Here is a 22221-nt window from a genome sequence, read left to right on the forward strand (position 1 = left end):
GGTCGGTGAGTTGGGGGCCGTCTGTTGTTGGGGCGGCCCCCTTTGACATGTCCTGCCTGCTTTGTGAGCTGTTGCTGAGGGTTGTACATACCTGCTGGGTTCATGGGTTCATGGGTTGACGGGCGGGGCTGTTTGCTGATTGAAGTGCGGTTGGTGCAGGGGTTCTGTTTGTTCCTCCGGCTGATGGGTGGGGAGTGGGGGAGGGGGCTTACGTGGTCGCGGCCCCCTCCGTGGGCCTTCCGTTCGAGTGGAGTGAGCGGTTGGTGTGGGTGTCGGGTCGGTTGCAAGTGTCTGGACCAAGCCAGTCGGCTGACCAGGGCTTCGCCTGGCCTGGTGGTGGTTCTCGCAGGTGTGTGGGCTGCTGCCTGCTTGGGGGTGGGGTGTTGGGGTTGGGGGTGGTGGGGGGTGGGGTGGGTAGGGTACGTGCATGGCGGTTTCTTTTGGGGGGTCGTCTGGTGGGGGGTGGGTGTTGGGTTTGGTGTTGTTGGTGTTGGGTTTGGTTGGTGTGGGTGTGTGGAGGGGTGGTGTGTGGGGTGGCGCGGCAGGAGCGTGCTGTTCGGACGCGGCGGGCGGTGTTGGAGGCTGCTGCGGTGGTGTTTGCGGAGTGTGGGTATTCGGCGGCGACGGTGTCGGATATTTTGCAGGTGGCGGGGGTGACGAAGGGGGCTTTGTATTTTCATTTTGATTCGAAGGAGGCGTTGGCGCGGGGGGTGTTGCAGGCGCAGGTGGCGTTTGCGGGTCCTGTGCAGGAGTTGAAGGTGCAGGAGTGGGTGGATGCGGGGTTGTTGTTGGCGCATCGGTTGCCGCGGGATCCGGTGGTGAGGGCGGGGGCGGTGTTGTCGTCGGATCCGCAGGGTCGTGAGCATTATGGGAGTGCGTGGCCGGCGTGGATTGAGTTGTCGGCGCAGACGTTGGCGGAGGCGAAGGAGCGGGGGGAGGTGTTGTCGCATGTGGTGCCGCGGCAGACGGCGGAGTTGATTGTGTCGGCGTTTCATGGGGTGCAGTTGTTTTCGCAGTTGGAGTGTGGTCTGGCGGATGTGGAGCGGCGGATTTCGGTTTTGTATGATCATGTGATTCCGGCGATTACGGTGCCGGCGGTGTTGGCGCGGTTGGATTTGGCGCCGGATCGGGGGGCGCGGTTGTATGCGGAGGCGGTGTCGGTTGCGCAGCCGTCGCTGGTGCCGACGTCGGCGGGGTGAGGGTGGCGGGTTCCGGGGTGTGGTGCGCGGGTGTTGTGTGGGGGGTGTCGGGGTGTCCGGGGATGGGGTTTTGCCGGCGGTGGGCGTGGGGGGTCCGGTGCTGGGGGTGCGTGGCTGGTTGAGGTGCTGGGCGGGGGGTTTGCTGTGCCGGGCGGCGGACGGCGGGCGGCGGGCGGCGGGCGGTGGGCGGTCTGAGTGGTCGGGTTCTTCGTGCCGGTTGGCCGGGCGCTTTTTAGTTTCTGGTTTTGGGTGGCTGGCTTTTAGGGTTTTTGGGTGTTTTGGGCCGGGTCGGGGGTCTGGGTGCTGGGTGTTCGCGCCTGACCGGTGATTCTGTGTTTGTTTTCTTCGGTGCGGTGGGCGGTCTGGGTTCCGGGGTTCTTCGTGCCGGTCGGCTTTGCCCTGGTTTTTGTTTCTGGCGGTCGCCTGGGTTGTGGTTCCGGGTGCTTCGTGCCGGCTGATAGTCCTGGTTTTGGGCCGGGTCCTCGACGCCGGATAGGGGTGTTGGGCTGCCAGGTTTTTTTGCGGGGGCGGCTGTGTTTTCGGGCTGGCGGGTGTCTTTCTGTCTGCTGGGTTTGGTTGTGGTTTTTGTGTGCCGGTCGGCGTTGTTGGGATGTTGGTTTCCGCGGGCTGCTTTTCTGTGTGCTGGGTTTGGGCGGGGTTGGTGGTCTGGGTGCCGGGTTTTCTCGGCCGCCTGGTGGTCTTGGATTTTTGCGGTTGATTTTTCCGGGTTCCGGGTTTTGGGTGCCTTTCGCCGGCCGTCCAGCACCCACCGGACGGAGAACATCCCCGCCCTCACACCGGCCGGAGCGACAGCACCTGCGGCTTACCTCCGGCAGCCGCGACTTCCCCATCAAGGCCACTTGAACACGCAGCACTACAACGGCAGCGGGCACGCCTTCCCCGCAACAGACCCCAACCGCCCCGCCATACCCCCGCAGGCACCCCACCACCGGAACGCCGAACACCAGGGCCCGACCAACAGGCCATCAGCCAAGCCTGGGTTGTGGTGGTCCAGGCGCATCCTCTTGGGTCCGGTTCCTGCCGTGGGTGCGTAAGCCTGCGGGGCGCTTGGGGTACGCGAGTTTGCAGGTCGCTTTGGGTGCCTGAGCCCGCGGGTCGCTTTGAGTGCGCGCGCTTGCGGGGTGCGCGCGCTTGCGGTGTGTTTTGGGTGCGGGGGCTGCGGTGTGCTTGGGGTGCGCGGGCCTGCGGGGGTTTCCGTCGTAGCCGGGTGTGGAGTGGCTGTGCGGGGCCCTTCCGAGGCTGGACGCGTGTGGCGGGTTGGGCCGCCTGGAGTGTCGGCAGGGCGGTGACTTGGGAGTTTCCGGTCGCCTGTCCGGCTTGGCGTGTGCGGGCACTGCGGGGTGAGAGCTGTACCGGTTGGTGTGGGGTCGTGTGTGGGGTGGTGGGTGGGGGTTACCAGGTGGTGGCGCCGCCGTCGATGGTCAGGGTGGTGCCGGTGATGAAGGAGGCGTGGTCGGTGCAGAGCCAGGCGGCGGCTTCGGCGATTTCTTCGGGTTCGGCCATGCGGTTTTGGGGGGAGGAGGCTTTGCTTTTGGCTTCTTGGGCGGGGTGGCGGGTGAACCAGTCCTGGACCATTTCGGAGCGGGTCAGGCCGGGGGCGATGGCGTTGACGCGGATGTGGTGGGGGGCGTATTCGACGGCGGCGACTTTGGTGAGGCCGATGACGGCGTGTTTGGCGGCGATGTAGGGGGCGGCGACGGAGGTGGCGACCAGGCCGGCGACGCTGCTGGTGTTGACGATGGCGCCGCCGCCGGTGGTGAGCATGGCGCTGATCTGGGGGCGCAGGCAGTTCCAGACGCCGCGGACGTTGGTGTCCATGATGAGGTCGTAGGTGGCGTCGTCCATGAGGTGCAGGGGGGTTTTGGCGGCTGCGGCGCCGGCGTTGTTGAAGGCGGCGTCCAGGCGGCCGTGGGTGTTGAGGGTGTGGGCGACGGCGCGTTGCATGTCGGGGGCGCTTTGCACGTCGGCGGTGCAGTAGGAGGCGTCGGCGCCGGCCGTGCGGAGTTCTTTGACCAGGGTCTGCAGGCGGTCCTCGCGGCGGGCGACCAGGACCACGCGGGCGCCTTCGCGGGTGAAGACGCGGGCGGCGGCGGCGCCGATGCCGCTGCTGGCTCCGGTGATCAGGGCGACCTTGCCGGCGAGGTTCTTTAGGGGCGGGGTCATGGGCCGGGTGTCTCCTTGGCTGGGGCGGGGTGTGCCGCCGGGGTGCCTGTTTCCCGCCCGGGGGGGGGCGGGATGATCTGCCGGCAGCCTAGCGTGCACGTTCGATAACGGGCCCTGGCTTCCTGCCTCTTGACCCCTGCCCTGCGGGGCCGTCTGCCGACGTGCCCGGGCCTGCCGGGTGTTGCCGGCGGGCCGGGGCGTTGTCCCCTGCTTCTGCCCGGTGTTGGCCCGCCCCGCGGCTGCCGGGGGGCGGATGTGTCTTCGGGGCCTGGTTCCGCGCGGGCGCCTTATCCGGGAGGGGGAGAGGGGAGGGCCGGGCGCCTCGGGGAGGCCCCGGGGCGGCCCGGCCTGCCCGGCCCAGTCGTCCCCGCCCCGCCCCGTCCCCCCTGTCCCGCCCCGCCCCGCCCTGTCCCGTCCCGCCCTGTCCCGCCCCTTCCCTTCCCGTCCCGCCCCTTCCCGTCCCGCCCCGTCCTGTCTCGTCTCGTTTCTTCCTGTCGTGTCCGTGGCGTGGTCGGGTTTTGGGTTCTGGTCTGTTGTGGGTTCGTTGGGCTAGGCCGGGTGGCAGGGCGTGGGGTGGTGGGGGGTGGGTCAGGGGGTGGGGGTGCCGCCGGGTTGGAGGGTGGGCAGGGTGGGTGGGCTGGCTACGGAGGGGAGCAGGAGTTGCCAGAAGGTGGTGAGGGAGGAGGTGGAGAGCCAGCCGCGGTTGGCGCGGCTGAGGACTTCCAGGCCCACGGTGGTGGCCACCACGGTGGCGACCAGGCCGTCGGGGCAGACGCCGGCGGCCAGGGCGCGTTCGTCGGCGGCGCGGGTGACCAGCCGGCGGACGCAGGCCTGCCATTCCTGGCGCAGGTCCAGGGGGGTGCGCGGGCCCGTGTCGCAGTTGAGGCGGAAGCCGGCGCGGACGACCACGTCGTGGTGCAGGAGGTGGACCATGCGGTGGGAGAGGTCCATCAGGCTCTGGATGGCGCTGCTCTGGCCCAGCGGGATGGCCTGGGCGGTCGCGCGCAGGGTGCGGGCGGCGGCCTGTTCCACGGCGTCGGCCACCGCCGCCTTGTTCTCGAAGTGGAAGTGCAGCGCGCCGCGGCTGACGCGGGCGCCGGAGCTGATCTCGTCCAGGCTGGCCCGTACGTAGCCGTACCGCTCGAACAGCTCGGCGGCCGAGAGGATGAGGGCGTTGCGGGTACGGGTGGCCCGTTCCTGCTTGCTCACTGGTGACTCCCGTCACGAATCGTGTCCAGACCGCGTATAAAACCAACTTGCCGGTTTGATCTCCAGAGGCGGGCCGAACCCCGCTGCGGGAACGGTGCGGCGTGACGCATTCCGCTTGCCTGTCCGCCGGTCCCCGCGCGGTGGCCACCTCGGCAGGTGTCCGTGGGGCGGGCCCGGGGCGGCGGGGGCTGCTTTGGCCGGAAGCCGGGGGTTCCGTTCCGGCCCTGGGGCGGGCCGGGCGGGAGGGCGGGGGCGGGGAACATGCCCGTGACATTAGCCCCGTTAAAAACCGTACAAGCGGTTTTTAATGAAACCGTGTGTCACCTCTGCCCCTTCAGGCTGTCCCCGCCGCGGGCCTGGGCGGCCCTGCCGCCGCCCCAACGGCCCGGCCCCAGCGGCCCGGCCCGGACGGCCCGGCCCCAGCGGCCCGGCCCGGACGGCCCGGCCCGGACGGTCCGGCCCGGATGGTGCGGTCCGGTCGGTGCGGAGGGTGCGGCCTGGTCGGTGCGTCGGCTGGGTGGGAGGGGCCCGGGGGGGCGGAGTCGGGGGATGTTGTTCCGGGGTGGGGCGGGGCTGGGGGTGAGGCGGGGAGGCCGCGGCGGGGGGCGTGGGCCGGGGTGTGCGGGTCTGGCGTGCCGGGGCCTGAGTGCGGCTGCGGGGGTCGGGTCGTGGGCGCCGGGGGTGCGGTGCCGTGGCAGCCGTGCGCGGCGGCTGGGCTGCAGGGGGAGCGCTGAGGCCGGCTGGCTGCCCGCGGACGGTCTGGAGGGGCGGCAGCGGATCGGGCTGCGGGCGGTGCAGGAGGTCTGGGGGCGCTGGCCGTGGGGGAGCGGCCGCAAGGGGGGGCGCCGTCGCGGTGCGCGCCGGTGCCGGGCATAGGGTCTGTGGCCGGGCGGTGCCGGTTGTGCTGTTCAGGAGCCCTCTGCCGCCGGGTGGCTGACGTGGTGTCGCACTGGGCGGGGGGCGTCCGCGTACGGCCGGGACCCGGGCTGTTCGTGGGTGCTGGTGCTGGTGCTGGGGGCGGGGGTGGTGTGCGGGGTGGGCTGGTTCGGTGGCGTGTGCCGGGCGCATGGCCGTTGTTCGTGTGGGGCCGTCGCCGTGCGGGGCCGTCGGTCGCGGTGTGGGGCCCATCCGCGCGTGCGGGTCCGCCGTCTTGCGGGTGCCCCCCGGGTGGCCGGGCCCGGGGCCGTCTTGCGGCAGGAGGGGTGTTGGGGTGGGTGTGCGGTCCTGGGGCGGGTGGTCGGTGCGGGCTGGTGTGCGGGCAGCTCCAGGCAGACCCGAGCCTGTTTTGAGCCCGGCGGTCGACCGTTGGCGCTTAAAGGGGAGGTGGGGTCATGGACGCTGCCGAACGTAGGACCGCCCTGCTCAGGATCGAGCGCGGGCAGGCCAGCGACGAAGAGCTCGCCGCTGTTGCCGTGACACTGCTCTCGCTGGCCGCCGGCCGGCCGCCGGGCGGGGAGGACCGGCCGCACGCGCCGCGCCGGAGCGAGGCCTGGCGCCCGCCGGAGGCCGCCCGGGCCTACCGGGCACCGCACAGCTGGCGCTGACACACACGCACCGCCCCGGCCCCGGGCGCCGGCCGGCCCGCCCCTCCCGGAAGGGGGCACCCGAACCGGGACGCGTACCGGAACCGGAACCGACCCGGGACCGGCAACGGGACCGGGCCGGGACCGACTCGCCCCCTCCGGAACTGAAATCCCGGCCCCGGGGCCGGGATGGGGCCGGGGCCGGGACAAGGAACGGAGCCGTACCGGGAACGGGACACCAGGGCCCAGAACGGGAACTGGGGCCGGGAACGGAGCCGGATCCGGGGACGAGAACTGGCCCCGGGAACAGGAACCGGGAACGTGAACTGGACCCGGGAACGGACCTGGAACGGGACCGGGAATGGCAGTCAGAACCGGGAACGGTGCTGGGCCCGGGGCCGGGAACGGCAGTCAGGACCGGGAACACGGTGCTGGGCCGGGGCCGGGACGGCCTGGGAACGCAGTCGTGCCCGGGCCGGGACGCGAGCCCGGCGCCGGGCACCCGGGGCCTGGAAGCGATGCCGTACCCGGAAACCGGCCACCGGGGACCGGGGACGGTGCTGGATCCGCAGCCGGAACCCGGCTTCGGGGCCGGGCAGCCCGGGGCCCGGGAACGGTGCCGGGCCCGGGGGCCGGGAAACCGGCCCCCGGTCCGGACCACCACCCGGTCCGGACCACCACCCGGTCCGGACCACCACCCGGTCCGGACCACCACCCGGTCCGGACCACCACCCGGTCCGGACCACCACCCGGTCCGGACCACCACCCGGCCCGGACCACCACCCGGCCCGGGGCCCGGAACGGCCCCAGGCCAGGTCCCGGATGCCCGGGGCGCGGGACCCCAGGGTCCCCGGGCCCAGGGAGGTCCCGGGGACCCTGGAGGTCCTGGGGGCCCCGGGGGTCCTGGGAGCCCTGGGGGTCCCGGGGGTGTTGGGTAACGGGAAATTTCCCGGACATGAGATCCGCTGCAGCGGTCCGGTCCGTGGCGCGCTGCGGTCCGCTACCGGGGCCCGCCGCGGTCCGGCCGGGCCGACCGAGGAGAAAGGGGAACCGTCGTGGCGACGGTGACGGAGCCCTCCACACCGGACACGGCCGCAGCCCAGGCCGCAGCCGCAGCCGCAGCCGAGGCTGCAGCCGCAGCCGGGGCCGGGGCGCGCGGCAAGGCGGCCGAGCTGGCCGCGATCCGCGCGCAGGCGCTGGCCGGGCCGGGCGAGCAGGCCACCGCGGCCCAGCACGCCCGGGGCAAGCTGACCGCCCGCGAGCGCATCGCCCTGCTCCTGGACGAGGATTCCTTCCAGGAGGTGGAGCAGCTGCGCCGGCACCGGGCCACCGGGTTCGGCCTGGAGGCCAAGAAGCCGTACACGGACGGGGTCGTCACCGGCTGGGGCACGGTGGAGGGCCGCACCGTCTTCGTCTACGCCCACGACTTCCGCATCTTCGGCGGCGCGCTCGGCGAGGCGCACGCCACCAAGATCCACAAGATCATGGACATGGCCATCGCGGCCGGCGCGCCGCTGGTCTCCCTCAACGACGGGGCCGGCGCCCGGATCCAGGAGGGCGTGGCGGCGCTGGCCGGCTACGGCGGCATCTTCCAGCGCAACACCAAGGCCTCCGGCGTCATCCCGCAGATCTCGGTGATGCTGGGCCCGTGCGCGGGCGGCGCCGCCTACAGCCCGGCGCTGACCGACTTCGTGTTCATGGTCCGCGACACCTCGCAGATGTTCATCACCGGCCCCGACGTCATCAAGGCCGTCACCGGCGAGGACGTCACCCAAAACGGGCTGGGCGGCGCGGACGTGCACGCCGAGACCTCCGGGGTGTGCCACTTCGCCTACGACGACGAGGAGACCTGCCTGGCCGAGGTCCGCTACCTGCTGTCCCTGCTGCCCTCGAACAACCGCCAGGCCCCGCCGGCCGCGGCCTGCACCGACCCCGCCGCCCGGCCCACCCCCCGCCTGCTGGAGGTGGTGCCCGCCGACGGCAGCCGCCCCTACGACATGCACCAGGTGCTGGCCGAACTCCTGGACGACGGCGAGTACCTGGAGGTCCACGAGCGCTGGGCCCGCAACATCATCTGCGCCCTGGCCCGCCTGGACGGCCAGGTCGTCGCCGTCGTCGCCAACCAGCCCCAGGCGCTGGCCGGTGTCCTCGACATCGAGGCCTCGGAGAAGGCCGCCCGCTTCGTCCAGATGTGCGACGCCTTCAACATCCCGATCCTCACCCTGCTGGACGTGCCCGGCTTCCTGCCCGGCGTCGACCAGGAGCACGGCGGCATCATCCGCCACGGCGCCAAGCTCCTCTACGCGTACTGCAACGCCACCGTCCCGCGGATCTCCCTGGTGCTGCGCAAGGCGTACGGCGGCGCCTACATCGTCATGGACAGCCAGTCCATCGGCGCCGACCTCACCTACGCCTGGCCCACCAACGAGATCGCGGTGATGGGCGCCGAGGGCGCCGCCAACGTCATCTTCCGCAAGCAGATCGCCGCCGCCCAGGACCCCGGGGCGATGCGCGCCCGCCTGGCCAAGGAGTACAGGGCCGAGCTGATGCACCCCTACTACGCCGCCGAACGCGGCCTGGTCGACGACGTCATCGACCCCGCCGCCACCCGCGAAGTCCTCATCCGCGCGCTGGCCATGCTGCGCACCAAACACGCCGACCTGCCCTCCCGCAAACACGGCAACCCCCCGCAGTAACCGCCCCCGGCCCACCGGCCCGTCCGCCCACGTCCGCCCGGCCCGGCACCGTCCCTGTCCGGCCCTTGCGGGAGTACGCGGGACAGAGCGCCGCCCCCCCGGCACCCGCAGCCGCGCACACCGCCCCGGCCGGCCCCGGGCCGCCCAAGCCCCCCGGCCCGGGAACCGGGAACCGGGGCCCGGTTCCCGGGGCCTGGGGTCTGGGGGAGTGAAGTCCCGTGTCCCGGCGGCGCGTTCGCAAGGGCCGGCGGGCCACCGCTCCGCGCCCGGGCCCCTGGGCCTGCGCCCTCCGGGGCTGCGGGTCTCCCGGCCCCGCCGCGGGAGCCGGGGCCGAGGGCCGCGACCCGAGGGCCGCGACCCGAGGGCCGGGGGGCGGAGCCGCGGGGCCGCCCGGCCGTCACCATGCCGGCCAGCAGCCAGCAGCCAGCAGCCAGCAGCCGGCGGCCGGCAGCCGGTGGCCGCCGGTCACCGGCCGGCAACCGGGGACCGTCCGTCGCCCGCCAGCGGCCGCAACCGCTCGCCGGCAGCGGATAGCCGGCCGCCGCAACGCCAACCGCCGGCCACGCAACCGGAGACCGCCACTCACCCACCAGCCCCCCGGGTCGGCTTCCAGCCGCAACGTCAACCGTCAGCCAGCGACCGCCGGCAACTGCTGTCCGCCAACCGGCACCCACCACCCACCACCCGCCACCTGTCCGCCCGTCCGCCCTCGGCGGGCAGCCGCCCATCAGTGACCGCCGGCAGGTAACAGCCGCCACCCACTACCCACCACCCACCACCCGCCACCTGTCCGCCCGTCCGCCCTCGGCCGGCAGCCGCCCATCAGCGACCGCCGGCAGGTAACAGCCGCCAGCCGCCAGCCGCCAGCCGCCAGCCGGCACTCGCCGCGCCGACCGGCAACCGCCGGGCGGCAGCGGGCCGCTGCCGGCCCCGACCGGCACAATGGCGCCGGGAGCCGGCCTCCGGCGGCCGGAGCCGGCGGCGGGCCGTCCCGCGCCGGGTACGGGCCCGCGGCCGGCCGGCGGTGCGGGTCCCGGGGGCCGTGTCCAGTCCAGGAGAGCCACGATGGTGCAGCAGGAACGTGCCGCGCGCACACGGGAGTCACTGATGCGGGCGGCCGCCGAGGTGTTCGCCGAGGAGGGCTTCGTACCGGCCACGCTGGGCACCATCAGCCGGCGGGCCGGGGTCAGCACCGGCGCCCTGCACTTCCACTTCGCGAACAAACACGCCCTGGCCCGCGCCGTGGAGGCGGCCTCGCTGGCCACCTTGCACCGCATCACCCGCCAGGCCGAGGAAGACCACAGCGGCCCGCTGCAGCGCCTGGCCGCAGCCGGGAACGCCCTGCTGCGCGCCCTGGAACAGGACATCGTGGTGCGCGCCGGGTTCCAGCTGGTGGGCCCCGCCCCCTGGCGCACCGACCCGCTGGACCTGCGCGGCGCCTGGCAGCGCTGGGTCGAGACGCTGCTGCACACCGCCCGCCGCCAGGGCGCCCTGGCCGGCGGCATCAGCCCGGCCGGCGCCGCGGCCGCCGTCGTCGCGGCCACCGTCGGCTTCGCCGCGCTGGGCCGCACCGACCCCCGCTGGCTCGCCCCGCGCACCCTGGCCCAGTACTGGGACCTCCTGCTGCCCCGCCTGACCCCCCACCCCGCCACCGCCCAGGCCGCCACCACCTCCCACCCCGCCGGTCCCGCCCACCCCGCCGTCCCGGACGCCCCGCAGGACCGCAGCCACCCCGGCGGCCGGAGCACCACGTAGCGCCTGCGTTTGGGCGGCTGGAACACCCCCGGCGCGGCCCCGGCGCCCTCGGCGGGCCCCCGCCGCCCCACCCGAGCCCAAAACCCGCCCCTCCCGAGCCCAAAACCCGCCCCTCCCGAGCCCGGACCCCGCCCCTCCCGAGCCCGGACCCCGCCCCTCCCGAGCCCGGAACCCGCCCCTTGCGGCTCCCGCCACCCGCCGTTGCGGACCCCGGCCCGGCCCCTTCCGGCCCCAGGCCGGCCCTTCCGTACCCCGCCCCCGCCCCCGCGGGGCACCGCCCGCGCCCTTCCGGGCACCGCCCCGCCGCCAAGTCCCCGCAAATACCCGGCACTTCAGCCCCTGTTAGACCCAAAGTAAAACAGCGGACACCCGCTGTTTCAGGCGCCCGGACGGGCCGGTGGCCCGTCCCGGCCCGCCCCGGTCCGCCCTCACCCGTGCCGGACCGGCCACCCGCGGCCAAAACCCGCCCGTCCGCACCCGCGTGACCTGCCCCTTCCTCAAGATCCACTCAAGAAATGGCAGGTAGATCGCCTGAAGTCGACTCCAGCGCAGCTAGAAACCAGCTACGCGGTTTTGTATTGACAGCGGTCCCCGAATCTATTTGAATCTGGGTGCGGTAAGGGGATCGGCTCCGCGAGCGGCTACGGCGCGAGCGGCAACAACCACCTTCAGGGGGACGCTGTGGACATCGAGGTACTCGGCGCACTGGGGGTGCGGGAAAACGGTCGGTCCATCACGCCCACCGCCCCCAAGCCCCGCCAGGTGCTCGCGCTGCTGGCGCTGCACGCCGACCGGATGGTGCCGGTGTCCGCCCTGACCGAGGAGCTGTGGGGCGCGGCCCCGCCGCGCAGCGCCCGCACCACCTTGCAGACCTACGTCCTGCAGCTGCGCGAGCTGATCGCCGCCGCGCTGGAGCGCGACACCCTCCCGGACGCCACCGGCACCGCGGCCACCGGCACCGCGGCCACCGGCGCCGGGTCCGCGCCGGGCGGGACGGGCGCCGGTGCGGGGCCGGTGCGCAGCGCCAAGGACGTGCTGGTGACGATGCCCGGCGGGTATCTGCTGTGCAGCGGCGGCGGGGCCAGCGACGTGCGGACCTTCGAGCGGCTGGCGGGCGCCGGCTACCGGGCCATGGACGCCGGGGACTGCGCCGGCGCGGCCCGCCAGCTGCGCGAGGCGCTGGCCCTGTGGTCGGGCACCGCCTTCGCCGACGTCCAGGCCGGCCCGCAGCTGCAGATGGAGATCAAGCGCCTGGACGAGAGCCGGCTGTGCGCGCTGGACCGGCGCATCGAGGCCGACCTGCGCCTGGGCCGCCACCGCGAGCTGCTGGCCGAACTGACCGTCCTGGTCAACGGCTACCGCACCCACGAGAGCCTGCACGCCCAGTACATGCTCGCCCTGCACCGCTCCGGGCGGCGCGGCGAGGCCCTGGACGCCTACCAGCGGCTGCGCACCACCCTGGTGCAGGAACTGGGCCTGGAGCCCTCGGCCCGGCTGCGGCGCCTGCAGCGCTCCATCCTGACCGCCGGCCACGACCTCGCCGCCCCCACCCCCGCCGCCCCTGCCGCCCCTGTTGTCCCGGCCGCCGCTCCGGCCCCGGCCCCCGCCGGGGCCGGGGCCGTGCCGGGGGCCGCGCCTCCCGCGGCCCGGGTGCGGCTGGTGCCCACCGGCTGACCCGCCCCCCGGGCCGGCGGCCCCGCCGGCCGCGGGCGGCCAGGGCCACCCGGCCCCCCGCCGCCCCCTGTGTCTGCCCTTCCCCTCCCCACGCACTCGCCCGCCGCGAGATCTGCGGCGGGCGAGCCGCGTGGAGAGCGCGTGCGCCGCCCCCACCGGCCACGCCGTGCACCACCCGCGTACCACCGCCGGCTGCCGCGCCCCACCGCGGCAGCGGGCCCGTACCGCCGCGCACCGGTGCCCCCGCGCACCGGTGCACCGCAGTTGGAACCGTTCACGGACGTGAGGACTTGACGGAGCAAAGGGGGGGGAGGGGCGGTGCGCGACAACGTTTCCTTGCCCGTCGCACCGGCTTCACCCCGGGCCAGGCGCACCTGGCCCGCGCCGCCTAGCGTGCAACCCGCAAGGCGTGTACGGCGCCTGACGCCGCCTCACCCCTGCCCCTTCCCGTCCCCGTCCCGGTTCCCCTTCCGGCACCTGTTCCTGTTCCTGTTCCTGTTCCACGACCGGGGCCCCGTGGCCCGTACGGCGAAAGGAGGACGCCCCGCACCCGACCCAAGAGCGCCCGCGGCGACGGAATGCAGTCAAGACACACACTCGACGAAGTACGGAGAACACCCATGAAGATTCAGGTTCTGGGTCCGTTGAGCGCCGAGGTCAACGGGGGATCGATTGTTCCGACGGCACGCAAGCCGCGGCAGATCTTGTCCCTCTTTGCCCTCTATCCCGGACAGGTCATGCCCGTCCCCACGCTCATGGAGGAACTCTGGGGCACCGAACCGCCCCAGAGCGCGCTGACCACCCTGCAGACCTACATCCTCCAGCTGCGCCGGCACCTGGGCACCGCGCTGGGGCCCGGCACCCCCGGCACCGCCAAGGAGGTCCTGGCCACCCGGCACGGCGGCTATCTGATGCAGATACCGGCCGAGGGCGTGGACGTGCACGAGTACGACCGGCTGGCCACCGAGGGCCGTACCGCCTTCGAGAACGGGGACGACGCCACCGCCGCCGACCGCTTCCGCCGGGCCCTGGCGCTGTGGCGCGGGCCCGCGCTGGTGGACGTGCGGGTGGGCCCCATCCTGGAGATCGAGGTCATGCGGCTGGAGGAGTCCCGCCTGGGCACCGTGGAGCGGCGCATCGACGCCGACCTGCGCCTGGGCCGGCACTCCGAGCTCATCGCCGAGCTCACCGAGCTGACCGCGCGCTACCCCCAGCATGAGGGGCTGCACTCGCAGGCCATGGTGGCGCTCTACCGCTCGGGACGGCAGGCCTCGGCCCTGGAGATCTACCGCAAGCTGCGCATCCGCATGATCGAAGGACTGGGGGTGGAGCCCTCCCCGCAGGTGCAGCGGCTGCACCAGGCGATGCTGGCCGTCGATCCCCAGCTGGACGTCACGGCCGGGCCGCGGCGCACCTCCACGTTCGACCTCTACGCGGCCTGAACCACCCGGCACCGGCCGGCCGGTGCCCGCAACACCTGGCCCCGGCCGGCCGACGGCCCGCAACACCTGGCTCTGGCCGGCCGACGGCCCGCATACCCGGCCACCGGCCCGCCGACAGCCGGCCTGTGGGCCCCGGCCCGTGCGGCCGCCGGTCCCGCTCGCCGGGCCAGCCGGCGCCCGGCCGCCCGGCACGGCTTTCCGCTCGCCGGCTGCCCGGCCGCCGGCCGTGCGGTCGGTGGCTGACCGGTCGTTGATCGTGCGGTTACCGGCCGGTTGGCCAGGGCCAGGTCCTGACGGGCCCTTCGGGCCGGGCTGCCTGGTCGTCGGATATCCGGCTGACGGCCGTTTGGCCGGGGCACGTTGGCGTCCGACCGTTCGGCTCCAGTGGTCCGGCTGCCTGGCTTTCCGGCCGTTGGCTTCTGGCTGTCCGGGAGGCGATCGTTCGGCTCCGGCTGTCCGGCTGTCCGGCTTCCGGTTCGCCGGATGACCGACTTCCGGACGGTGGGCCAGGGCCAGCAGGTGTTCGGCCGTCCGGCCCCGGCCGTTCCCGTATCGGCCGTACGGCCAGGGGCGTTTGGGGCCCGGCCGTGCGGTCGGTGGCCGTCCGGACGCCGGATGCCTGGCTCCCGGCCGCTTGGCCGGCTGCCCCTTGGGGACTGGCCGTCCGGACGCCGGACGCCGGTCGCCCGGCCACGGCCGCTCGGTGTCCCCCCGGGCCACAGCCGCCGGCTGTCGGCTACCGGGTGTCCGGCCGTGGACATCCGGCAGCCGGATCGTCCGGCTGCCGGTCCTCGGGCGGGGCCGCTTGGTCACCGGCCTTTCGGCCACTGACCGTCAGCGGCCAGCCGTCGGCGGCCAGCCGTCGGTCATGGCTGTCCGGCGACCGGCCCTTGGCCCGCTGGCTGTTGGGCTTCCGCCGTCGGTCATGGCTGTCCGGCGACCGGCCCTTGGCTCGCTGGCTGTTGGGCTTCCGCCGTCGGTCATGGCTGTCCGGCGACCGGCCCTTGGCCCGCTGGCTGTTGGGCTTCCGCCGTCGGTCCCATGGCTGCCCGGCCACCGGCCCTGCGGCCACTGGCCGTTGGGCTACCGGTCGTGGCGCCATGGCTGCCCAATCACCGGCCGTCCGCCACTGGCTGCCGCCGCCGGGCCCATGGCGCCTGATCACTGGCAAGACGGCCAGGCTAGGGTCACTTGGCCATCGGCGGTCCGGGCGTCGGCCTTCCGATAGGCCGGGCCACCTGCTCACCGGCCGTCCGGTCCTGGCCTTCCGATGGCAGGCCACTTGGCCACCGGCGGTCCGGCGCCAGCCTTCCGACGGCCGGGACACCTGCTCACCGGCGGCCGGGACACCTGCTCACCGGCGGTCCGGGCCTCAGCCACCCGGCGGTCGGACGACCTGGTCACCGACCGCCCGGTTACCAGCCGCCCGGCGGTGCGGCCACCGCGCCCCCAGCCCCCTCCCGCCATCTGGCCCCCGCCTCCGGGCTCCGGCGGCCCAGCCCCCGGTCGCCCAGCCCCCTGCAACCACCCGGTCGCCCAGCCCCCTGCAACCACCCGGTCGCCCAGCCCCCGTGGACCACCCGGGCTGCCCGCGCCGCACCCGCTCCCCGCGCGCGGCGCCCCGGCCGAGCGGCCGGACGCCGGCCCGGACGCCGAGCCGAAGACCGGACCGGACGGCGGACCGTAGACCGGACCGGACGCGGAGACCGGGCTGGACACCAGGCCGCACGCCAGGCAGCGCACCAGGCCGGGAGTCCGGGCCGCAGGCCAGGCAGCGCACCAGGCCGGGAGTCCGGGCCGCAGGCCAGGCGGGACACCAGGCCGCAGCCAGGCCGCAGCCTCAGGCGGCCGAGAGCCGGGCAGCAACCCCCACCCCCCTCCCGCCCCCTCCCATCGCACACCCGGCACGGGACGAGGCGGACTCGAGCCGTCTCCGGGTGCGCGTCGAGCCGGATGGGGCACACTGCACAGACCACCGGCCCCACTCCGGACGCGCTCCACCCCGGACCCGCCCGCCCGCCACCGGGCACCCGCCCCGCCCCACCGCGTTGCACCACCCGGCCCGGCCCGGTCCGACCTGCCCCGACCAACGCGCGCACAACACAACAGAAAGGGGGGCCCGGTGCCCGGCGAGCGCATCCACCGGCTGTCGCACACGCGGGAGGTGGCCGCACCCGCCGCCACCCTCTACGCGCTGATCGCAGACCCCGAGCGCTGGCCGCTCTACCTGCCGCGCAACATCTACGCCCAGCGCCTGGACTTCGACGGCGTCCACGAACGCGTGCGGGTCTGGGCCCTGGCCGAGGGCCAGATCGTCTCCTGGACCGCCCACCGCACCCAGGACCCCGTACGCCGCCAGATCGCCTTCCGCCAGGACCTGCTCATGGAACCCGCCACCTCCATGGCCGGCCGCTGGAGCGTGCAGCCGCTGGATCCCGGCCGCTGCCGGGTGACCCTGGAACACGAGTTCACCGCCGCCCCCGACCGGCCCCAGGACGCCATCTGGCTCGCCCAGGTCACCACCGACAACACCCGCTCCACCCTGCGCAGCCTGCAGTTCCTGGCCGAACGCTGGACCCGCCTGGACCAGCTGGCCCTCTCCTTCGCCGAGTCGATCCGCGTCCACGGGCCCGCCGAACTGGTCTACGGCTTCCTCTACGACGTCGCCGACTGGCCCGGCCAGCTCCCGCACGTGCGCCGCGCCGCCCTGGAAGAACCCCACCTGGGCATCCAGAAAGTCGCCCTGGAACTTGCCGCCGACGACGGCGGACCCGCCCGCAACGTGGCCGGCATCCGCATCTGCTTCCCGCACGCCGGCCGCATCGTGCACAAGGCCACCGTGCCCCGCCCGCTGCTGGCCGCGCACTGCGGCGAATGGTCCGTCCTGCCCGACGAACGCGGCGTCACCGTCGTCGCCCAGCACCACGCCCTGCTGCGCGAGGACCACATCGAACAGGTCCTGGGCGCCGGCACCACCCTGGCCGAGGCCCGCCGCCGCATCCGCGCCGACCTCGCCCGCGACAGCCGCCAGACCCTGCAACTGGCCCGCCACCACGCCGAATCCGCCATCCGCGTCCTCTGACCCCGCCCCGGCCAACACCGCCCCCGCCCCGGCCCGCACACGGACGCCGCCCCCGCACACGGACGCCGCCCCCGCACACGGACGCCGCCCCCGCACACGGACGCCGCCCCCGCACGCGGTGGCGCCGCCTCCACACGCGGCGCCCCCCCCGGGACGGCCGGAGCCCGGAGCGTCCCCCGGACCCGCACCCCACCCGCCCGCCTGGCCGCCCGCCCGCCCGGCCGGCCGGCGGGGGAGGGGCGGCACGCACCGCTGCATACGCCCCCCCAAGGCGTTGTGCCCGGCCCGGCCCCCCCCGGGCGTGCGCCGTCCGGCCGCCCCGGACGCCCGCCCCCGCGGCATCCGACCCGACCGGGCCTGCCGCAACCCCAGGCCCAACCGGGCCTGCCGCAGCCCCAGGCCTGTCCGGTCCTGCCGCAACCCGGGCCCAACCGGGTGCCCTGGCACGGTCGTTGAGATGGCATCCGTTACGGGGAGGGAGGTAGGGGCGCCGCCCCGGGGCGCAGGCGGGGCGGCCGTGCACCGCGGCCGCGGTGGTGGGGGAGTGCCGGGCCCGACCCGCCGGAGCGCGGCGGGCGCCCTCCGCACGCTCCCGTCCCCGCCCCGGCACCGCGGCAGCCAACTCGCCCCCGTCCAGCGGGAGATGCGGACGCCCTCACTCCGCGCGAAGGCGGACAGCCGTCCGGAGATACGGAGCGCACAACACCCCGGCGCAGTGACCTACGTCACTTTCGGAGTCCCTTGGTGCCGGGACGGCATCCGTGTCACTATTTCCGCACGACTTCCCTGCCCAAAGCCGGTTCTGAGGCGGTGGGTTGAGCGTCGTAACCGCCGCCCCTAACGGCCCTGCCGAGTTCACGACCCGGCGGCATCGCTTCCCCCCACCGCATTTATTTGCCCGTACGCCCTGACGCCCGGCGTCGACGCACGCGGGCCCGGCAGGGATTTTCCCTCCTTGATTTCGGCTCCTCGGCCGTGACGAAATCCGTACCGGAAAAAGCCGCGCCAGCACCCGCACCGGCAGACACCGGCAGTGAGCCCATCCCGCGTGGGCGCAGCCGTGCCGCGGCCCCGCCCGATCCGGCCCGGCCCGGTCAACCCCCCTGCGGGGGCCGGTCGGCGGCGGACCCAGAAAGGGCGCACCGGCAGGAGAACAGCCGGCGCGCACCGGACCGCTGCCCCTGCCCGCTGCCCCTGCCCCGCCATGCCCCGCCGCGCCCGGCCCGGTACGCGACCGCCCTTCGACAACGCGCCAGCACCGCGAGAGGCCAGCAGCCGACAGCCAGCAGCCGGCGGTGAACGGCGGACGACGAGCCGCCCCCCCCGGGCCCAGGGCGAGGGCGCCTCTCCCGTACCGCCGGGGCGCCCCCGTACCCCCACGGGCCCCGCAACGCCCGCCCGGCGCCACCCCCCGGCCCGCACCCCACGGCACGCCCCACCGCCCCGGACCCGCGCCCGTACCCCGCCCGCCAGGGCAAGACCGCGGCACCGCGCACCCGCACCACCCCGCCCCCCGGCCACACCCTCCCGCGGCACCGCGCCCGCGCACCTCCCCGCCAGGGCCTCCGGCCTCGGCCACACCCTCCCGGGAACCCCGGCCCCGCACTCCGCCCCACCGCACTCCGCCCCACCGCACTCCGCTCCACCGCACTCCGCCCCACCGCACTCCGCCTCACCCGGCCCTCGAGCCGGCCTGCCCCACCCGATGCATCATCCGCGCCGCCTTCCCCGGCGCCCGGACCACCACCCCTGCCCCCAACGGGCCCCGCCCCAACGGGCCGGCCCGCCCCCACGGGCAGGCCCCGCCCCCACGGGCCCTGCCCAGCGGGCCCGCCCCACGGGCCCCCGGCACCCCCGGGGACCTGCCCCGGGGACCTGCCCCGGGGAGCTACCCCGGGGCTTTGCCCCCACGGGCCCCGCCCCCAGGGCTCCACCGGGCCGTGCAGGTTCGACAGGGCCCGCGCAGAAGAGGGCGCGGGATGTGGTGCTGGTCCGGGGCCGGCGAAGGCGGCGCGGCAGACGCCGTCACAGCAGCTGCCCTCGCCGCCGCCCGCCGGGCGGCACCGGGAGTGCGCGAAAGCTAAGCAGCTTCCTCACGTGCAGAAGGCAGACTCTAGAGAAAGTGGATTCCCGATATGCCTAGGCTATGCAAGCCGTCAGTGCGTGTGCCGGAATACGTCATCACAGCGGAAGAGACGCTTCAATTCGCCGAGAGCGTCCACGCCGGAAAGCCGCAACTGCCCCTGGCGCTGCGGCTGATCCGCAACACGGGGGTGCTGAAGCGGCATATCGTGCAGCCCATCGAGCAGACCCTGGCCCACCCCGGCCTGACCGAGCGCAACCGCATCTACGAGGCGGAGTCCAAAAAACGCACCCCCGAGGTCGTCGAGGAGGCCCTGGCCAACGCCGAGGTCAACGCCCGCGACATCGACGCCATCATCTACGTGTCGTGCACCGGCTTCCTCATGCCCTCGCTGACCGCCTGGCTCATCAACAAGATGGGCTTTCGCTCCGACACCCGCCAGATCCCCATCGCCCAGCTGGGCTGCGCGGCCGGCGGCGCCGCCATCAACCGGGCCCACGACTTCTGCGTGGCCCACCCCGGCAGCAACGTCCTGATCGTCTCCTGCGAGCTGTGCTCGCTGTGCTACCAGCCCGACATGGACGACATCGGCTCCCTGCTCTCCGACGGCCTGTTCGGCGACGCGGTCGCCGCCGCCGTGGTGCGCGGCACCGGCGGCACCGGCATCGAGCTGGAGCGCAACTCCTCCTACCTCATCCCCGACACCGAGGACTGGATCTCCTACTCGGTGCGCGACACCGGCTTCCACTTCCAGCTGGACCGCCGGGTGCCCGGCACGATGGAACCCCTCGCCCCGGTGCTGCGCGACTTCGCCGCCGGCCACCAGTGGGACGCCTCCAACCTCGACTTCTACATCGTGCACGCCGGCGGCCCGCGGATCCTCAACGACCTGGCCAAGTTCCTGGACGTGGACCGCAAGGTGTTCCGCCACAGCTGGTCCACGCTGACCGAGTACGGCAACATCGCCAGCGCGGTCGTCCTGGACGCCGCCCTGCGCCTGTTCGAAGAGGACACCCCGATGCCCGACGCCACCGGGCTGATCGCCGGATTCGGCCCCGGCATCACCGCCGAGATGGCCCTGGGCCGCTGGAACAGCGACACCCCGCCCGCCGCCGGCTGACCCGCCGCCCCCGGCCGCCCGCCCCCCCCATACAGGGGCAGGTGCGGGCCGCGCGCCGTGCGAGATGTCCGCGACAACCGAAGGAAAACCATCACATGACTTCCAGCCTGATCGTCCCGCCCGGTGGGGGACGCACGCTGAAGACCCCGGCGCAGGAGGTGACCTTCAAGGCCACCCAGGCGCAGGGCTCCGCCGTCTCCATCTTCGAGGTGATCGTGCCGCCCGGCTTCGACGTCGGCGCCCACGTCCACCACGAGTCCCAGGAGTTCTTCTACGTCCTCGAGGGCGAGCTGGACCTGATGTGCTTCGAGCCCACCGAACGCACCCGCGACACCTGGCACCACTGGCGCTCCGCCAGCGGCGAGCGCGTCATCCGCGCCGCCGAGGGCGGCTGCATGTTCGTGCCGACCGGCACCCCGCACGCCTTCCGCAACGCCACCGACAAGCCGGTCAAGATGCTCTTCCAGAGCTTCCCCTCGCCCGACCACGAGCAGTACTTCGAGGAGATCGCGGAGATCTGGGCGCGCGGCACCACCGTCGACCCGGCGCCGTGGAGGAGATGCGCAAGCGCTACGACGTCGAGAACTCACCCCCTTGCGCTACCAGCCGCCCACCACACCGCAGCCGCAGCCGCAGCAGTCGCCCAAGCCGCAGGGGACGTGACCGCCATGACCACCACCACACCCGCCGCCTCCGCCGCCACGTCCGCCCCCGCCGCCGGGTCCGGTGCCGCCGTTCCGCTGGTGCACGCCAGCCTGGGCGAGCAGGAACTGGCCGCCGTCGCCGAGGTGTTCGCCTCCGGCTGGCCGGCCGGCCAGGGCCCGCGCGGCAAGGCCCTGGAGGCCCAGCTCGCCCAGCGCTACGCCATGGACGCGGTCGCCCTGAGCAACTGCGGCGCCGCCCTGCACGTGGCGCTGCTGGCGCTGGGCGTGCAGCGCGGCGACGAAGTCATCGTCGCCGACTACACCTTCCCGCCCCCGCCCACGCGGTGCGCTACCTGGACGCGGTGCCCGTCTTCGCCGACGTACGCCCCGACACCCACACCGTGGACGTCCAGGCCGTCGCCGACCTGATCACCGAGCGCACCACCGGCATCATCGCGGTGGACACCGTCGGCCTGCCCGCCGACTACCGCGAACTGCAGGCCCTGGCCGACCGGCACGGCCTGTTCCTCATCGAGGACGCCGCCTGCGCGGTCGGCGCCACCTACCAGGGCCGCCAGGCCGGCGCCCTGGCCCCCGTCTCCTGCCTGTCCTTCCACGGCCGCAAGGGCGCCACCAGCGGCGAGGGCGGCGCCCTGCTGGCCGCCGACCCGGCCATCGCCGCCGACGCCCGGCTGCGCTCCTCCTTCGGCATCGGCAGCATCTTCGACCAGTCGAAGATCGTCGGCCTGCCCATCCCGGAGTTCACCGAGATCGGCTACAACTTCAAGCTCTCCGACATCGCCGCCGCCATCCTGCAGGTCCAGCTCGGCCGGATCGACGAACTCCTGGCCCGCCGCACCCAGGTCGCCGCCGCCTACGGCGAACTCCTGGCCGACGAGGAACTGGTGACGCTGCCCCAGGTGCCCGCCGACCGCACGCACGCCTGGCAGTCCTACCTCATCGCGCTGGACGCGCGGGTGGACCGGGCCGCCCTCGCCGCCGACCTGCGCGGCCAGGGCATCGGCTGCGGCCACGGCACCTGGGCCAGCCACCTGCAGCCCGTCTTCGCCGCCCGGCAGGCCTGCCCCGTCTCGGCCGACCTGTTCGCCCGCCACCTGGCCATCCCCATGCACGCCGAACTCACCGCCGACCAGATCGAACGCGTCGTGACGGTGCTGCGCACCGCCCTTCGCACCCACGCGGCCCCCGCGGGCCGGGGAGGAACCGCATGAGCGAGCACCAGCCCACCACGACCACCACGCCCCACACCGGGCCGGACACCGCGGGGCATGCCGGGCCGGATTCCGCTCCGGACTGGGGCCGGACACCATCCTGCGGCTCATCAACGGCTACTGGTCCACCGGCATCCTGGGCGCCGCCGCGAACACCGCCTGTTCACCCACCTCGAGGACGGCGGCCCACGACGCCGCCCAGCTGGCCGCCCGCGCCCAGATCTCCGAACGCGGCGCCCAGACTTTGCTGGACGGCCTGGTCAGCATCGGCCTGGTCACCCTCGAGCGGGGCCGCTACCGCAACACCCCGGCCGCCTCCGCCTACCTGGTCGCCGGCCGGCCGCCGACCTGTCCGCGATGGCCCGCCTCAAGCTCACC

Annotated in this window: 11 protein-coding genes and 2 pseudogenes; 11 read left to right on the top strand and 2 right to left on the bottom strand. The window is 74.3% G+C overall.

What is annotated here, in order from left to right; genetic code table 11:
- Positions 1-533 precede the first annotated feature (533 nt).
- Positions 534-1199, top strand: coding sequence for a ScbR family autoregulator-binding transcription factor (locus DEJ49_RS35760; RefSeq protein WP_150181874.1), 666 nt, complete (start codon positions 534-536; stop codon positions 1197-1199).
- A 1413-nt stretch (positions 1200-2612) separates the two neighbouring features.
- Here the strand turns inward: DEJ49_RS35760 and DEJ49_RS35765 are convergent.
- Complete coding sequence (locus tag DEJ49_RS35765) at positions 2613-3383, bottom strand: glucose 1-dehydrogenase (protein ID WP_150181873.1); 771 nt, start codon at positions 3381-3383, stop codon at positions 2613-2615.
- Positions 3384-3971: 588 nt separating this feature from the next.
- Complete coding sequence (locus tag DEJ49_RS36825; RefSeq protein ID WP_150181872.1) at positions 3972-4592, bottom strand: ScbR family autoregulator-binding transcription factor; 621 nt, start codon at positions 4590-4592, stop codon at positions 3972-3974.
- Positions 4593-5923: 1331 nt separating this feature from the next.
- Here DEJ49_RS36825 and DEJ49_RS35780 point away from each other — a divergent pair.
- From DEJ49_RS35780 to DEJ49_RS35830, 10 genes and pseudogenes are all read left to right on the top strand, one after another.
- Positions 5924-6136, top strand: a complete 213-nt coding sequence (locus DEJ49_RS35780; RefSeq protein ID WP_150181871.1) for an acyl-CoA carboxylase epsilon subunit — start codon at positions 5924-5926, stop codon at positions 6134-6136.
- Between the two features lie 1151 nt (positions 6137-7287).
- Positions 7288-8811: an acyl-CoA carboxylase subunit beta gene (locus DEJ49_RS35785; protein ID WP_223833145.1), complete on the top strand. Its 1524-nt coding sequence runs from the start codon at positions 7288-7290 to the stop codon at positions 8809-8811.
- 1065 nt (positions 8812-9876) lie between these two features.
- Complete coding sequence (locus tag DEJ49_RS35790) at positions 9877-10566, top strand: ScbR family autoregulator-binding transcription factor (protein WP_150181870.1); 690 nt, start codon at positions 9877-9879, stop codon at positions 10564-10566.
- Between the two features lie 681 nt (positions 10567-11247).
- Positions 11248-12240, top strand: coding sequence for an AfsR/SARP family transcriptional regulator (locus DEJ49_RS35795; protein ID WP_150181869.1), 993 nt, complete (start codon positions 11248-11250; stop codon positions 12238-12240).
- Positions 12241-12860: 620 nt separating this feature from the next.
- Entirely contained in the window at positions 12861-13682 is an 822-nt protein-coding gene (locus DEJ49_RS35805) for an AfsR/SARP family transcriptional regulator (protein WP_150181867.1), read from the top strand.
- A gap of 2122 nt (positions 13683-15804) precedes the next feature.
- A complete protein-coding gene (locus DEJ49_RS35810; RefSeq protein ID WP_150181866.1) occupies positions 15805-16764 on the top strand; it encodes an aromatase/cyclase in 960 nt (319 codons plus the stop codon).
- 2135 nt (positions 16765-18899) lie between these two features.
- The gene (locus DEJ49_RS35815; protein ID WP_150181865.1) at positions 18900-19967 is read left to right on the top strand and encodes a type III polyketide synthase; all 1068 of its coding nucleotides are present in this window, start codon (positions 18900-18902) and stop codon (positions 19965-19967) included.
- Between the two features lie 95 nt (positions 19968-20062).
- Positions 20063-20401 (top strand): annotated as a pseudogene (locus tag DEJ49_RS36925) (cupin domain-containing protein); the annotation flags it as partial.
- 234 nt (positions 20402-20635) lie between these two features.
- Positions 20636-21843, top strand: a pseudogene (locus DEJ49_RS35825) (DegT/DnrJ/EryC1/StrS family aminotransferase).
- 136 nt (positions 21844-21979) lie between these two features.
- Positions 21980-22221 (top strand): methyltransferase dimerization domain-containing protein (locus tag DEJ49_RS35830; protein ID WP_317850489.1); only part of this gene is annotated, 242 nt, incomplete at its 3' end.

Origin of the sequence: Streptomyces venezuelae (genome assembly GCF_008642335.1) — a bacterium.
Classification (GTDB): domain Bacteria; phylum Actinomycetota; class Actinomycetes; order Streptomycetales; family Streptomycetaceae; genus Streptomyces; species Streptomyces venezuelae_F.

Bases quoted from the DNA above. Each gene is read 5' to 3' on its own strand.
- DEJ49_RS35765 (WP_150181873.1), bottom strand. From the start codon at position 3,383: ATGACCCCGCCCCTAAAGAACCTCGCCGGCAAGGTCGCCCTGATCACC.
- DEJ49_RS35780 (WP_150181871.1), top strand. From the start codon at position 5,924: ATGGACGCTGCCGAACGTAGGACCGCCCTGCTCAGGATCGAGCGCGGG.
- DEJ49_RS35790 (WP_150181870.1), top strand. From the start codon at position 9,877: ATGGTGCAGCAGGAACGTGCCGCGCGCACACGGGAGTCACTGATGCGG.
- DEJ49_RS35805 (WP_150181867.1), top strand. From the start codon at position 12,861: ATGAAGATTCAGGTTCTGGGTCCGTTGAGCGCCGAGGTCAACGGGGGA.
- DEJ49_RS35815 (WP_150181865.1), top strand. From the start codon at position 18,900: ATGCCTAGGCTATGCAAGCCGTCAGTGCGTGTGCCGGAATACGTCATC.